Origin of the sequence: Pseudomonas sp. NPDC090592 (genome assembly GCF_044769185.1) — a bacterium.
Taxonomy (GTDB): Bacteria; Pseudomonadota; Gammaproteobacteria; order Pseudomonadales; family Pseudomonadaceae; genus Aquipseudomonas.
The window spans coordinates 120461-135295 of sequence record NZ_JBIVXJ010000004.1; the positions used below are offsets into that span (position 1 = coordinate 120461).

The 14835-nt window shown below is 61.2% G+C and carries 14 protein-coding genes; 8 read left to right on the top strand and 6 right to left on the bottom strand.

Going from position 1 to position 14835, the window contains the following annotated elements; translation table 11 throughout:
- Nucleotides 1-321 precede the first annotated feature (321 nt).
- Nucleotides 322-930 carry a helix-turn-helix domain-containing protein gene (locus tag ACIQUI_RS04760; RefSeq protein ID WP_403195371.1) on the top strand — a complete coding sequence of 203 codons (609 nt, stop codon included), beginning with the start codon at nt 322-324 and terminating at the stop codon, nt 928-930.
- A 5-nt stretch (nt 931-935) separates the two neighbouring features.
- Here the strand turns inward: ACIQUI_RS04760 and ACIQUI_RS04765 are convergent, their stop codons facing one another.
- The 3 genes from ACIQUI_RS04765 to ACIQUI_RS04775 are packed head-to-tail and all read right to left on the bottom strand — an operon-like array spanning nt 936 to nt 3287.
- Nucleotides 936-1703: a hypothetical protein gene (locus ACIQUI_RS04765; RefSeq protein WP_403195373.1), complete on the bottom strand. Its 768-nt coding sequence runs from the start codon at nt 1701-1703 to the stop codon at nt 936-938.
- Nucleotides 1704-1731: 28 nt separating this feature from the next.
- Nucleotides 1732-2049 (bottom strand): non-heme iron oxygenase ferredoxin subunit, encoded by a 318-nt coding sequence (locus tag ACIQUI_RS04770; protein ID WP_403195376.1) that lies wholly within the window; start codon nt 2047-2049, stop codon nt 1732-1734.
- A 23-nt stretch (nt 2050-2072) separates the two neighbouring features.
- Complete coding sequence (locus tag ACIQUI_RS04775; protein ID WP_403195377.1) at nt 2073-3287, bottom strand: NAD(P)/FAD-dependent oxidoreductase; 1215 nt, start codon at nt 3285-3287, stop codon at nt 2073-2075.
- Between the two features lie 104 nt (nt 3288-3391).
- On the opposite strand from ACIQUI_RS04775, the gene ACIQUI_RS04780 reads away from it, so the two are divergent.
- A complete protein-coding gene (locus ACIQUI_RS04780; RefSeq protein WP_403195379.1) occupies nt 3392-4792 on the top strand; it encodes a PLP-dependent aminotransferase family protein in 1401 nt (466 codons plus the stop codon).
- Between the two features lie 21 nt (nt 4793-4813).
- Here the strand turns inward: ACIQUI_RS04780 and ACIQUI_RS04785 are convergent, their stop codons facing one another.
- Nucleotides 4814-5794, bottom strand: a complete 981-nt coding sequence (locus tag ACIQUI_RS04785; RefSeq protein ID WP_403195381.1) for an isopenicillin N synthase family dioxygenase — start codon at nt 5792-5794, stop codon at nt 4814-4816.
- A gap of 279 nt (nt 5795-6073) precedes the next feature.
- Here ACIQUI_RS04785 and ACIQUI_RS04790 point away from each other — a divergent pair, with 279 nt between their 5' ends.
- The gene (locus tag ACIQUI_RS04790) at nt 6074-6730 is read left to right on the top strand and encodes a TetR/AcrR family transcriptional regulator (protein WP_403195382.1); all 657 of its coding nucleotides are present in this window, start codon (nt 6074-6076) and stop codon (nt 6728-6730) included.
- 58 nt (nt 6731-6788) lie between these two features.
- Here ACIQUI_RS04790 and ACIQUI_RS04795 read toward each other — a convergent pair whose 3' ends face one another.
- Both ACIQUI_RS04795 and ACIQUI_RS04800 read right to left on the bottom strand, forming a co-directional pair.
- The gene (locus ACIQUI_RS04795; protein WP_403195383.1) at nt 6789-7406 is read right to left on the bottom strand and encodes a TetR/AcrR family transcriptional regulator; all 618 of its coding nucleotides are present in this window, start codon (nt 7404-7406) and stop codon (nt 6789-6791) included.
- 112 nt (nt 7407-7518) lie between these two features.
- Nucleotides 7519-8760 (bottom strand): MFS transporter, encoded by a 1242-nt coding sequence (locus tag ACIQUI_RS04800; protein ID WP_403195385.1) that lies wholly within the window; start codon nt 8758-8760, stop codon nt 7519-7521.
- Nucleotides 8761-9057: 297 nt separating this feature from the next.
- Here ACIQUI_RS04800 and ACIQUI_RS04805 point away from each other — a divergent pair, with 297 nt between their 5' ends.
- The 5 genes from ACIQUI_RS04805 (at nt 9058) to ACIQUI_RS04825 (ending at nt 14820) form a co-directional block, all read left to right on the top strand.
- On the top strand, nt 9058-10062 hold the full coding sequence (locus ACIQUI_RS04805) for a GlxA family transcriptional regulator (RefSeq protein WP_403195387.1): 1005 nt from the start codon (nt 9058-9060) through the stop codon (nt 10060-10062).
- A 159-nt stretch (nt 10063-10221) separates the two neighbouring features.
- Nucleotides 10222-11364 (top strand): SRPBCC family protein, encoded by a 1143-nt coding sequence (locus ACIQUI_RS04810; protein ID WP_403195389.1) that lies wholly within the window; start codon nt 10222-10224, stop codon nt 11362-11364.
- Between the two features lie 63 nt (nt 11365-11427).
- A complete protein-coding gene (locus tag ACIQUI_RS04815) occupies nt 11428-12357 on the top strand; it encodes a 3-keto-5-aminohexanoate cleavage protein (RefSeq protein ID WP_403195391.1) in 930 nt (309 codons plus the stop codon).
- Nucleotides 12358-12377: 20 nt separating this feature from the next.
- Nucleotides 12378-13799, top strand: coding sequence for an aminobutyraldehyde dehydrogenase (locus ACIQUI_RS04820; RefSeq protein WP_403195393.1), 1422 nt, complete (start codon nt 12378-12380; stop codon nt 13797-13799).
- Nucleotides 13800-13887: 88 nt separating this feature from the next.
- Nucleotides 13888-14820, top strand: coding sequence for a 3-hydroxyacyl-CoA dehydrogenase NAD-binding domain-containing protein (locus ACIQUI_RS04825; protein ID WP_403195394.1), 933 nt, complete (start codon nt 13888-13890; stop codon nt 14818-14820).
- Nucleotides 14821-14835: the final 15 nt, after the last annotated feature.

Consider the following 14835-nt stretch of genomic DNA (forward strand, 5'->3'; position numbering starts at 1 on the left):
AGATTGCCCAGCCCATTGGGATGTCGCGCAGAGAACTGATGCCGGGAGCACCGCGTACCCTGTGGGAGTGGGCGTGCCCGCGAAGAATCCAACGCGGTGCATGGCACCGGCTGCGCCGGTGTTCGCGGGCACGCCCGCTCCCACAGGGCCCCTGCTAAATCAGTAAAAGAAGTGCAGTTCTATGAGAGAAGCGCTTGCCGGCGATGGAGCGCGAAGCAACCCGGCGCCCGAAGAATAAATCCAGGGAGAATTTTTTGACCAAGGATTATGATGGCCAATTTTATGGGTTGCGGTTATCGTCAGCTCGCTAGGAGACACAGCATGCCAATCGATAAAACCGACTCGACCCACCGCGACTTTGAAGCTAACGTCGACAGCGACCGGATAGCCTTGGGCGAGGAAATTCGCAAACTGCGCAAGGCCCGGGCCAAAACACTCGCCGAAATTGCCGCCGCCACCGGGCGCTCCATCAGTTTCATCAGCCAGCTTGAGCGAGGTCGGGCAGAGATCCCCATTTCCGACCTGAAGCGTATTGCGTTTTCCCTCGGGGTACCGATGGACTGGTTCTTCCCGTCCAAGGAACAGCCATCCGATGAGGTAGGTCGTGTAGTCCGGGCCGGGTCACGGCGGCGCCTTGGCCCAGCCACCGGTGGGCTAACTGAGGAGTCGCTATCGCCTGATGTGGGCGGCGAATTCGAAATGTTCCTGGCCACGATCAAACCCGGCACCACCTTCGAGGCACCCACTACACGCGGCACCGTAGAGGAAGGTTTCGTCGTCAGTGGGCAGTTGATCATCTGGATGGGCGATCTTCAATTCCATGTCAAAACCGGGGACAGCTTCAGGGTCAACGACGAGCCCTACCGCTGGGAAAACCCGGGTGAGAGCGAGACGGTGCTGGTCTGGGTGATTGCGCCCCCGACGTTCTGAAAGGGTCAAAGGCGCTTGAGCACCTGCCCAAGCTCGGCAAAGCGATACGACTCGGTCACCAGGCCATCGACCTTGAGCGCCGCACGCTGCTGCACGGCCTGCTCGCGCATGGCCTCGGTAATGCCGGCATTGAGCGCCAGCTGGCGCGGCATGAAGTCGGCATCGGTCTCTTTGACCGGCACCGCCGTCTGCACCAGTTGGGCAATGCTCTGCTCTGAAAGCGCTGTAGGGTTGATGACCCGCTGTACATCACGCTCGCTGCGCCGGTTGTTGCTTCTGATACTGAAATCGGGCGCAGCCACGCGACCGGTCGGGCTGTACATCACGGCGGTGGCCAGGCGGTCCAGCGCGCAATCTTCTTCCTTGCGCCGGTGCACGATGTCGCGCACCGGTCGCTCAGGCAGTGCCAGCCGGGTGATGCCAAAGTCGTTCAGCACACCGAGGATCGCCTGCGGGTCGTTGGACACCTGCACTTCACGGCGTGGTGGCCAGAAGTCGAAATTGCCATGCCCGCCCCACCACCCGCCGACGTGGATGGCAAACATCTCCGGGTAGACCTTGCGTTCGGTCCTGCGCAACGGCTTGGCATCGTAGAAGCACATGCAGGCCAGTTGAATGAGGTGGGTGGCGCCAAGGGCAGCCAGGGGTTCGTAGATCAGCACGCCCAGACGATCATGGGCATTCCACTGTGCGAAAACGTCCTGGGCAGTGCCTGCTGCCCCAGCCAACTCGACCTCGTAGAAATCAGTACTCAACGCATCGATGACATGCATGGTGCTTCCTCTTGAATGAATGTTCGCTTCAGGCCGGGATCGCGCACTGCACTTCGCCTGCGTCCAGGCGCACGGGGTAGGTTTTTACACCGCACTCGGCAGGCCCTTCCAGCACGTCGCCGCTCTGGATGTCGAAGCGCGCACCGTGCAGCGGGCATTCGATCTCGGTGCCTTCCAGCCAGCCGTCCGAGAGCAACGCATAGGCGTGGGGGCAGACGTTTTCGGTAGCAAAGTAGCGACCTTCCACCAGGTAAATGGCGATCATCTTGCCGCCGACTTCACAGGCGAAAGGCGTGTCAGGCTGCACTTGCTGCGCATCGCAGACTTTGGTCCATACAGCTTCCATCAGAAAACCCTCGGTGCTCGGGATCATTCCCCTGTTGTTGTTTTCGCCGACGCCAAGGTCGCGGTGTACTGCTCGGCAAGGGCGTCATTGCGTTTCATGCTGCGGCGGATCGCCGATATGTCCCGGTTGCGGTTGGCACCGATGGCGCAGACCAGCTGGTCTTCGTGGCTCCAGCCCAACGCCAGCCACTGATCGGCGTCGACATCGCCGATGCAGGAATATTTGTGCGCCAGTGCCGGAAGCCCCAGGCACTGGATGGCACTGCTGTACTGATCGGACCACAACCACGGCATCTCGGCGTAGGTGGCCAGGCGGTCACCTGCAGCAGCACGGCCTGCCGCGCGGCCCTGCTCGCCGGCCGCGGTCCATGATTCCGAACGGGTGCGCACGCCCAGGTGTGCCACGGGATAACGGGTCACTTCACCCGCAGCGAAGATACTGCCATCCGTGGTTGCGCAGGTGCTGTCGACGACGATGCCATCCTCTACAGCCAGCCCGCAGGCACTGGCGAGTTCCACGTTTGGCTGCACGCCGATGCCAACGACCACGAGGTCGGCGAGCACAGGGCCGGCAGAGGTCTGGACCACGGTTTTCCCGGATGCGCCGCGCTCGATTGCCAAAACACTCGTCTGCAACTGGATATCCACGCCCTGAGCGACATGCAGCGCCTGCACCCAGCGGCTCAGCGGCTCGCAGCCGCTGCGAGCCAGCAGCTGCGCCAGCGCCTCGATGACCGTCACCCGGCACCCGCGCTGCCGGGCAGCTGCGGCAACTTCAAGGCCAATGAAACCGCCACCGATGATCACCACGTGAGCATCGGCGACCAGTCGACTGCGCAGTGCCAGGGCATCTTCAAAGGTTCGCAGGTAATGGACCGGGGCCTGCGCTATTGCAGCAGGCAGTGTTCTGACCCTGGAACCGGTGGCGAGCACAAGCTTGTCGTAGGCAAGCGAAGTGCCACTGTCCAGATGCACGCGAGCAGCCTGGCGGTCGATATCAGCCACCCAGGCGTCGCCGACCCGCTCTACACCCGGCTCGGCATACAGTTCATGGCCAGCAAGCAAGGCTGGCTCCTGATGCTGGGAAGCGAGAAAACCCTTGGACAAGTGCGGGCGGTCATAGGGCAGCTGAGGCTCGCGGCTGACCATCGAAACCCGCGCCTGCGGCTGCACGTCAAGGATGCCTCTGGCCGCCTGGTGGCCTGCCACCCCGCCACCGACGATTACGAAGTGCTCCATGTATCCCTCCCAGCGTTACAGGTTGAAATGACTCTAGCGGGAGGGCTTCTGTACTACAATGCACACATTTTTACGATTATGAGTAGTACAGATCCGGAGATGACATGCAGCGATTCAGACAAGTCGCCGAGCAGGTCCGCAAGCGTATCGACAGCGGTCTGATCGCCCCCGGTGACAAGCTGCCCTCGCTGCGCCGCCTGGCCAGCGAGACAGGCGTCAGCGTGGTCACCGTGTACCGCGCTTACGAGCTGCTTGAATCCCAGGGCCTGTGCCATTCCCGCGACCGTTCCGGGTTCTACCTGTCCAGCCCGGGCAAACCCAGCATTCATCGGCTCGCCAGCGACATGCCGGTGATGCCGCCGGACACTGTCCGGGCGCTGGACGGCTCGTTGGCGGGCTTGCACTTTCACGCCCGGGCTTGCGCGGCGACCCTGCCGGCAGCCGGCCTGATTGCCGTGAACGGGCTGAACAAGCACCTGCGCCGTGCGCTGCTGCACAGCCACCCGCTCCCTGAGCATGCCCCGGATGGCCACCCGGAACTGATCGCGGCGATCCTGCAACGGGCTGGCCGGCGCGAGCTTTTCATCGCCCCTGATCAGGTGCTGGTTACCCGCTCGGCGATGGAGGCTTTCAATCTATGCCTGGACAGCCTTGCGCAAAGCGGCTGCCCGGTGCTGGTCGAGAGCCCGTCGTTCTATCCGGTGCTGGAAAGCTTGCGCCATCGCGGCATCAAGGCGCTGGAGATCTACTCGCACCCGCAACAGGGCATCGATCCCGAGCAGTTCGAACACATCCTCAGAACCACCGGTGTGAAGCTGTGCGTACTGATGGCCTGCAACCGCTTTCCGACTGGCGTGAGCTACAGCCGGGACACCCTGCAACGGCTGGTGCGCGCCGCACGCGAACACGACGTGACCATTATCGAAAACGACATGACTGCCGAGCTTGGCTACGGCGAATTGCGCAGCCCGTCGCTCAAAGAGTTCGACAGCGACGACCGAGTCGTACAGTTCGGCGGCACAACGGCTTATCTATCGTCGGCCTACGAAGTGGGTTGGGTATTGGCTGGGAAACACACTTCGCAGTTGAGTGCCAACCGACACCTGGGCGCGACCCACCTGCCCCACCCGGCATTGCAGGCAACCCTGGGGCACTACCTGAGAAGCCGCCAGGCCGAGCGTGACGTGCGCAACGGCTGCGTGGCGCTGGCCCAGCGGATGCAACAGGGCATCGAACATATCAAGGCGGCATCCGCCGGCAGGATTTCAATCTCGACACCCAGCGGGGGCTACCAGTGCTGGGTCAGGGGGCCGCGGCAGTTCGACTCGATGAAGCTGGCAATGAGCGCAGGTGTGGACACCTTCGACTTCATCCCCGGGCCGTTCTTCTCGCCAGTGGGCGCGTTTTCGAACTTCATGGCGCTTAACTTCTCGGCCCCATGGACGCCAACGCTCATCGCAAAACTACAGCGGCTTGTCGAGACGGTAATCGAGGCCCGAAGCTGAAAACACTCCGGGCCCAGGCCCTCAGCCTTTCTGCAAGTGGGTGTAGGTTTCCAGGAACTTGCCGTACTTGTAGGCACCGCACGTATAGGGCTGGTATTTCGCCGGGTTGCTGGGCGACACACAAGTTGGTACAGGCTCGACGACTGCATCGTAGTCCATGTCGATGAAGAACGGTATGGAATAACGAGACTTGCCGCTGGTGTTGATGACGCGGTGATAGGTCGCGGGATACCGGTCGTTGGTGAGGGTCTGCACCAGGTCACCGATATTTACCACGAAGGTATCTTCAATCGGCGGCGCGCTGATCCAGTCGCCCTCCTGGTTCTGCACTTGCAGCCCGCCTACGTCATCCTGGTGAAGAATCGTCAGGAAACCGTAATCGGTATGCGCACCGGTCCCCAGCTCTTTCATGGAAATCGGCCCGTGTTGCGGCGGGTAGTAGTTCAGGCGGTGGATGGTGATCGGCTTACGTTGCAATTTCTCAAAGTAGTCCGCAGGCAGGTCGAGGCTGATGGCGATCGCGCTGATCAGCTCTCGCGCAAGACGCATCATGTGTTCGTGATAAAGATCGAATACTTCGCGAAAGCCCTGGATGGTTTCCGGGATCGGGTTTGGCCCGAAGAAACGAGATACCTCATCGTAATGTTTACCCAGGTCGTAGCACTCTTTGTGATCGCGCGTATTCATCGGATCAGGGCTTTCCGTGTACATGGGGATGTAACCACGGAAGATTTCGCCCTGGTGCACGATGCTGAGCTTTTCCTTTTCCGGATAGGGCAATGCGAACAGCTCTGCCGTCAGCCGGTAAGCCTGTGCAATGAGTTCGCGCGGGACGCCATGGTTCTTGATGTAGAGAAAACCGACGTGCTCACAGATGTGCCCGATCTGCTCGGCTACGGCTTGACGGTCAGAACCATCCAGTAGCGGGGCCAGATCTACGACGGGAATCTCATGAAACGATGTGGTTTTGCTGTCCAGGCTTCGATTCACATTACTACGCATAACGGCATCCTCGTTTTTATTGGAACTGTATGAGCAACGGCCAGGCGCTCGAAGCGTCAATCCGGTCAGTGCGTGGCTGCGCAAACGACGCTTCGATGGGTGCAGATTGCGACCTCTAGACACAGGTGTCAAGTAGCAAGTACAGGTATGTCTATTTTTTATGCGCCGCTGCCTCGGACCAGCGGTGTATTCTGCAAGTGAGTTGACTGCACGGATCGAAGGCCGCAGTGTCCGCAGCAGAGCTGCCAATGCGTGATTAGTGTTCGAATTGAGGTAGGAATGACACAACCAGACAGATCCCACGAGAGTGAAAACGCGGGCCGAGGTAACGCAGACCTGTGGCTCATGGGGGCTTTTGAAATGTTGCTGGAGGGGGGTATCGATTCGGTTCGGATTCTTCCACTGGCCAAGAAGTTGGGGCAGTCGCGCACTAGCTTCTACTGGTTCTTCGAAGACCGGGATGCACTGCTCGAAGCGCTCATCGCCCGCTGGCGAGAAAAGAATACCGGCAACCTGGTCAGGCAGGCGCATGCGTATGCCGAGAGCCTGCAGGAAGCCGTACTCAATGTAACGGACTGCTGGTTCGATGCGGCGGTGTTCGACGCCCGCCTGGAGTTCGCCATGCGCAGCTGGGCGCTGCAATCGCCAGCAATCGCGTTGGAGATCGAGTCTGCCGATAGCCAGCGTATCGAAGCGCTCGGGGGGATGTTCCGGCATTTCGGCATTGAGGATGGTGCGGCTGAGGTCAGCTCACGTGCGCTCTATCTCATCCAGATCGGCTACATATCCATGCAGACTCAGGAAGATTTGCACGTAAGGATGAGCCGCCTGCCCCACTACGTGAAGCTCCTTACCCAGCGGCCGCCCCAACCGAATGAAATGGACCGGTTTTATGCCCGGCACGGGTATTCACCGCTGGCGGGCGCTGGACATTGAACGGGGCACTGCCCGCATCAACGCAAGGCGCGCAGCTGGCTATTGGTGCTCGACGGTATCAACCCGGCCCTGGAACAGCGCTACCCGGCTGCGCACCGTTCAACATGCCTTGCATCAGCAGTTCCAGCGCCGCAGTCGCTTGGGCCAGGCGTGAATGCCCGTCTTCTGCTTCAGCTATCCAGACAGCCGCTTCTGCCAGGCTGCCATAAATCAACGCGGCCAGTGCCTGAGCGTGAGCATTGGCAACCACGCCCTGATCGATCAGGTCTTGTATCAAGCGTTGCATCGAGTCGATGCAATGCCGCTGCGCCTCAGGTGAGCCACCACCGAGAACTGCCCTTGCGTCACGCAGCACGATCCGCTGGATCTGTGGCTCCAGTGCCATCTCGAGGTAAGCGCGGCAGCGTCGGCGAAAGCCGCCCCAGGCATCTTCGGCGGTGTCGCTTATGGTACGCAGCCGCTCATCCATCTCGGCGTCGATCTGATCGACCACCGCCGCCAGCAAGCCCTTCTTGTCACCAAAATGATGGTAAAGCGCCCCCCGCGTCAGGCCCGCCTGGGCGGTCAGGTCGTCCATCGAAGTATCGGCATACCCCCGCTCAGTGAACACCTGGCGGGCAACTTCCAACAGCAAGGCCCGGGTTTCTTCCATTGCTGCACGGGTGCGGCGAACCATCGCGACTCCATTTGAAAAAGCGGTTCAAGGGGGCAAATGCTGATCTACCGATACAGCCTGCCTGCATTGTCATGATCGTCAGACGCGCTGGCAAGCATGCGCCACGTAGCGTTCATGATTGCAGGCTCCGTTCGGCTTCGGCCGAAGCCGACGACCAGGGCTTCGGTTCGGCCTGATCGCGGATACGCAAATAGCCCCACAACGCGACCAGCAATACCGCCGCCCCGGCGCATAGCGCAACATTGAAGCCTGCCTTGGCGTCCAGCAGGTCGACCACCTGCCCCGCTGCCGCCGCCCCACCGGCAACCCCAACGTTGAGGCCGGCAAGCAGCCAGGTCATGCCTTCGGTCAATTTGCTTTCTGGAACGATACGCTCCACCAGCGCCATTGCCACGATCATGGTCGGGGCAAAGAACAGGCCTGCGACCAGCACCGCAGCGGCCAACCCGAAAATGTTCCCCGCCAGCAGTAACGGCAAGGTGGTTAGCGCCGTGGCTGCACCGCCCAGCAGAAGCAGCTTGCGCAGGGGTGTAGCCAGTTGCATTGCACCGAACACCAGCCCCGCTGCGCAGGAACCGATGGCATAGCAGGAAAGCACCACGCTGGCTGCAGCCGGTGTGCCCATCTGTTCGGCAAAGGCCACGCTGACAATGTCGACCGTACCAACGATGACCCCCATCGCGCCCATCAGCAGGGTCAGCAGCCATACATCGGCCAGGCGAAACACCGATACCGTGCCCTGACCACTGACCGCGGTGGCCGCTACCGGCGGCTCGGTGCCGACCTGTACGGCAAGGGCCAAAACCCCAATGGCCAGCAGTACTGCGGCTGCCAATAACCCAGCCTGGGGGGCCAGCGCCACGCTCATGCCCACTGAAACCGGTGGGCCGGCAATGAAGGTCACTTCATCGAGCACGGTCTCAAGGGAAAAGGCCGTCTGCAACTGCGGCTTGCCGCGGTAGATGGCGGACCAGCGTGCACGCACCATCGCCGACATGCTGGGCATGAACCCAGCCAGCGCGGCGCCAGCGAACAGCGTCCAGGCGGCAGTTTGCCAGGTACTGCAAATCAGCAACAGCAGGATGCCCAGCACACTGACCCCGGCAGCAGCCGGCAATACCCGGCGCTGACCGTAGCGGTCGACCAGCCGGGAGGTCTGCGGTGACAGCAAGGCATAGGTCAACACGTAGGTGGCCGACACGGCCCCTGCCAGGGCATAGCTGCCGCGGGTCTGCGACAACAAGGTGATGATCCCGATACCCGTCATAGGCAGCGCAACCCTGGCCAACAGGCCGGCCAGGGCAAAACCCTTGGCGCCTTTTGCCTGGAACAACTCGCGGTAGCTGCTGAACATTCTCGACTCTCCTTATCGACTACCAGCCGCATTCACATGAATGGCCGGGCAAAACATACATACGCTACGTATGATTAAAACCTTATTATCATACGCAGTGAATGTAAAGCCGTCAGAGAGCGCCCGCTGTGCTTCTACCCCAGGCCCATCCGCTGGTCTGTCCCTTGGAACATGCCCGCTCCACGAGTCTTCATCCCTATACGGGCATAGTGACTCAGTTGAACAGCTGGTCACCGCCCTCAGACAAGCTGCCCAACTCGTCCTGCCTTATGATTGAGGTCGACCAGACGTTTGGAGATGCGCGTGTTCAGGTTCCTAGTCATTGTGTTTCCCTATTTCAATGCAGCCGCCACCTCTGCCTTTGTCGACCCATTCCGGGCAGCCGATTACCTCAGTGGAGAAGCCCATTATCACTGGGAGTTTGCCTCGCTCGAAGGCGGAGGGATTCGGGCGTCGAATGGTATGGACCTGTTTACCCAGTCGTTGGCCAAAGTGCGTAACGCGCACTGGGACCTGGTAGTGCTCTCCTGCAGCTGGACGCCCGAAAAATTCCATGACGCGCGGTTGCAGAGCCTGCTCAGGAGCTGGGCAAGCAAAGGTTGCATGCTGGGTGCGATCGACACCGGCACGTTCTTGCTGGCAGAAGCAGGCTTGTTGAGCGGGCGGCGCGCAACCGGCCATTACGAACACATAGATGCGCTGATAGAGCTGTACCCGGACGTGACCATCGTCGAGGACCTGTACGTCTTCGATGACAATCGCTTCACGTGCTGTGGCGGCGCAGCGGCGACCGATACCGCTTTGCAACTGATCCGCAACATGCAGGGCGAGACTGTCGCCAACGAGGCTGCGCGTTACTTGTTCCACCCGCAATTTCGACCCGGCAGCACCCAGCAGAATCCGCAAGACCACCAGCCGTTGGGGCATACCATACCCCCGGCGATCATGCAGGCGATCAAGCTGATGGAAACGCACCTGGAAGAGGTGATCAGCATCCCGGCGATCAGTGAACGGGTAGGCATCTCACAGCGCCAGCTCGACCGCCTGTTTCGTGACATAACCCATAAAACACCCGCGCTGTACTACCGCGATATCCGTCTGGATCGCGCCCGTGGGTTGGTGACGCAGACCAGCATGGCCCTGACCAAGGTTGGCGTGGCCTCGGGCTTTGCCAATCAATCGCACTTCTGCAAAGTCTACCGGGAACGCTTCGGCCTGACCCCGCGCCAGGACCGCCAGGATGGTCGTGTGCCCTTCAATTACCGGGCTTGGCCGATGCACCAAGTGGCAACGGACCGGTGATTTTTGTCGTGCATTGTCATCACATATCTAAAAACGACGCCGACGAAATAAACACATAAATCGGCGAAATATGAAAATTTTCCGTATTTCAACCAGACCACTATCAACGCCACAGAACGAGCACACCCCGACGCTCGTGATAATAAAAGGGCCGTTGATATGTCTGAGTTGCTGCATCCCCGCCAATTCGAATCGATCAAGCAGGGTTACGATCCCGACCCGCTGGTGTCCCAGTCGCTGCGCGCTGACGCCTACGTCCAGCCGGAATGGTTCCGCCTCGATCAGCAGGAAATCATCGGCAAAAGCTGGCAGTGGGTGTGCCATGTCGAGAAGGTGCGTGAGCCTGGCAGCTACACCACCGTCGACATCGCCGGCCAGCCGATCGCCGTGGTCCGCGACCAGGAGGGTGTGCTGCGCGCCTTCTACAACGTGTGCAAGCACCGAGCTCATCCGGTACTTCAAGGCGAAGGCAAAACCCGGCGCATCGCCTGCCCTTACCACTCCTGGTGCTACGGGCTCAACGGCAACCTGGTTGCAGCCCCGCACGTTGGCGGCCTGAAGGATTTCGACAAGGACCAGATCCACCTGAGCCCGGTGCAAGTCGAAGAATTTTGCGGCTTTGTCTACGTCAACCTCGACCCACTCGCCGCACCGCTGCGCGAACAGTCGGGGGACCTGGCCAGGGAAATCCTGCACTGGGCGCCGGATGTGGAGAAGCTCACGTTCGGCCATCGGCTGACCTACGAGATCAAGTCGAACTGGAAGAACGTGGTCGACAACTTCCTGGAGTGCTACCACTGCCCGACCGCGCACAAGGACTTCTGCACCCTGGTCGACATGGACACCTACAAGGTCAAGACCCACGGCATCTATTCAAGCCATATGGCCGAAGCCGGCAAAGGCCAGAACTCGGCGTACGACACCTCCAAGGCCAGCGTGCGCACCCATGCGGTCTGGTGGCTATGGCCAACCACTTGCCTGATGCGCTACCCCGGCCGCAGTTCGATGATCGTGCTCAACATCGTGCCGGTGGGCCCTGATCGAACGCTGGAAACCTACGACTTTTTCCTGGAAACGCCAGAGCCGGACGACATGGAAAAAGAAGCCATTCGCTACCTCGACGAAGTGCTGCAGGTCGAAGACATATCGCTGGTGGAGAACGTCCAGCGTGGCATGCAGACCCCTGCCTTCGATCAGGGCCGGATCGTCACCGACCCCAATGGCTCAGGCAAGTCCGAACATGCTTTGCACCACTTCCACGGCCTGGTACTCGACGCCTACGCACGCAGCGTGAAGCCCTGAGCACCCGCGGCCCGGCCTCGGCCTTACCGCCCAAGCACAACACATGAAACTGTGAGCCTCGCCATGCCAAAATCCGTGATCATCACCTGCGCCACCACTGGTGGCGTACACACCCCGACCATGTCGGAATACCTGCCCATCACACCGCAGGAAATCGCCAATTCCTCCATCGAGGCCGCCAACGCCGGCGCCTCGATCATCCACCTGCATGCCCGCAACCCGGAAACCGGCAAGCCGGACCCACGCCCGGAGCTGTTCCAGGACTTCATGGGGCAGATCCACCGCCAAAGCGATGCGGTGCTCAACGTGTCCACCGGCGGCGGCCTGGGCATGACCCGTGAGGAACGCCTGCGTGCGGCACTGGCGGTCAGCCCGGAAATGGCCTCGCTGAACGTGGGCTCGATGAACTTCGGCATCTTCCCGATGAAGGCCAGGTACAGCAACTGGAAGCATGACTGGGAACCGGCCTTCCTCGACAGCACCCGCGACTTCATCTTCCGCAACACCTTCGCCGACATCGAATACATCGTCAAAGAGCTGGGCGAAGGGCACGGTACCCGCTTCGAATTCGAATGTTATGACCTCGGCCACCTGTACAACCTGGCCTGGGTGATCGACCAGGGCTGGGTCAAACCACCGTTCCTGATCCAGATCGTCTTCGGCGTGCTCGGTGGCGTGGGTGCCGACCTGGACAACCTCATGCACATGCATACCGTGGCGCAGAAGCTGTTCGGCAAGGACTACGAGTGGTCGGTGCTGGCCGCCGGCAAGCACCAGATGTCGTTTGCTACCCAAGCGGCGATGCTCGGCGGCAACGTGCGCGTCGGCCTGGAAGACAGCCTGTTCATCGGTGCTGGCGAGAAAGCAAAAAGCAACGCCGAACAGGTGCTGAAGATCCGCTCGATCGTCGAAAACCTCGGTTTGAAGGTGGCAACGCCCGAAGAAGCGCGGGCACGCCTGGGGCTCAAAGGTCGCGACAAGATCACTTTGTGATGCGCGATGGGGGATACGCCATGCAGACCAAAATGTTGATCAACGGCGAGCTGGTTGACGGCGCCGCTGTACCCCTGGCTGTCATCGACCCGGCCACAGGCGAGGAAATCGTCAGCGTTGGCCAGGCTGATGATGCGCAGTTGGACAGCGCTGTGCGCAGCGCGCAAGAAGCGTTCCAGACCTATTCGAAGACTACCCCCGCCCAGCGTGCTGCACTGCTGCTGGACATTGCCGGGGTAATCGAGCAAAACGCCGAAACGCTGGCCTCTCTGGAGAGCCAGAATGTCGGCAAGCCATGGCCATCGGCACTCGACGACGAAATGCCGTTGACCCTCGACACCTTTCGGTTCTTCGCCGGGGCCGCCCGCACCCTGTCGGGTGTGGCGGCAGGTGAATATGTACCCGGGCATACGAGCCTGATCCGCCGCGATCCGATTGGCCCCGTGGCAGCCATTGCCCCGTGGAATTATCCACTGATGATGGCGGCCTGGAAGCTGGCGGCGCCGTTGGCCGCAGGTTGCAGCGTGGTGCTGAAGCCTTCGGAGGTGACGCCGCTGTCCACCCTGAAACTGGCTGAGCTGCTGGCCGGCGTAGTGCCCAAGGGCGTGATCAACATCGTGCACGGGGTTGGTACTGCGACCGGTGCCCGGCTGATCAACGCTGACGGCATCGAAGCGGTGAGTATCACCGGCTCGCCGGCAACTGGTAGCGCTGCCATGCGCGCGGCTGCCCAGCAGATGCGTCAGGTGCATGTCGAGCTGGGCGGCAAGGCGCCGGTGATCGTTTACGAGGATGCCGACGTCGGGAAACTGGTCGCAACGCTGCGCGCCACTGCGTTCTTCAATGCCGGGCAGGACTGCGCGCAGCCTTGCAGGGTGCTGGTCGCCAGCAAGCTCTACGACCGCCTCGTCAGTGCCCTGGCTGAAGCGGCTGCATCAATCAAGGTGGGCCCGCCGAGGGCGGTTGGAACAGAGATGGGCCCGCTGGTGACCGAAGTGCACCGGCAACGCGTGGCGGGGTTCGTCGACCGCGCACGCGCCTACGCCGAGATTGTGACCGGCGGCACGGTAGAGCCAGGAGGTGGCTTCTTCTACCGCCCCACCGTGGTTGCCGACGTTGACCACCATGCTGAAATCGCAGTTCAGGAGATGTTCGGCCCGGTGATTTCGGTATCGCGATTCACCCCGGACCAGGACCCGGTGGCAATCGCCAACACCACGCGCTACGGCCTGGCCTCGTCGATCTGGACGCGTGACAGCGGTCGAGCCATGGAGGCCAGCAGCCGGCTCCGTTACGGCTTCACCTGGGTCAACACCCATGGTGTTGCCACGCCAGAAATGCCCTGGGCCGCCATGAAGGGCTCAGGCCACGGTTGCGACATGTCGGTGTTCGCGCTCGACGCTTACACCAGTGTGCGTCACGTCATGCTGGCGCATGGGTGAGCCGACGCGGCGCGCTTGATTACCGGCCAGTGCATTGTCGTTGATGGCGGCCTGGCCAGTGCTTCCCCCTACAACCGAGGTTCTTCCAATGAGTGAGTTCCAAAATGTCGCGGTAATTGGCGCTGGTGTAATCGGTGCCAGCTGGGCTGCACTGTTCCTGGCATCGGGGCGCAACGTTGCGGTGTACGACCCGTCGCCGACCATGGAGGCCGATGTGCGTAGCTACATCGACAATGCCTGGCCGACGCTGCGCGAGCTAGGTTTGGTAACCGCCGAGCCTGGCCAGCTGAGCTTCCATGCCGATGTGGCGAGCGCCGTGCAGCACGCTGACTTCGTGCAGGAAAGCGTGCCGGAACGCATTGCCATCAAGCACGAGCTGTTCGCCACTCTTGAGGCGGCCCTCAAGCCAGGTGCCATCGTAGCTTCGTCCGCCTCGGGCCTGCGCCTGGGTGAGATGCAAGCGGGCTGGAAGAACCCATCACACTTCATTCTCGGCCACCCCTTCAACCCACCGCACCTGATCCCGCTGGTAGAGGTCATGGGCAACGACAAGACCGCTGCGGGTGTGGTCGAGCAGGCTGAACGTTTCTATGACCTGGTTGGAAAGGTGACCATCCGAGTCAACCGTGAAGTGAAGGGGCATGTCGCCAACCGCCTTCAGGCCGCGCTGTGGCGAGAAGCCATTCACCTGGTCAAGAGCGGCGTCGCCAGCGTGGAAGACGTCGACAAGGCGGTATGGGCAGGCCCGGGCCTGCGTTGGGCTGCAATGGGCCCCACCCTGCTGTTCCACCTGGGTGGCGGACCGGACGGCCTGAGCGCTTTCTGCCAGAAATACACCGACAGTTTCAACGGTTGGTGGGACGACCTGGGTGATCCGCGTCTCGATGCCGATACAGCCAGCCTGTTGGTAGAGGGCGTTAACCAGCAGGCCGGTGCCAACAGCTGGGCATCGCTCGCAACTAATCGGGATGAATTGATTACGCACATGTTGAAGGCAACCGCACCACTGCGGCGCCGTTGAGTGTGGGCCCGGGAC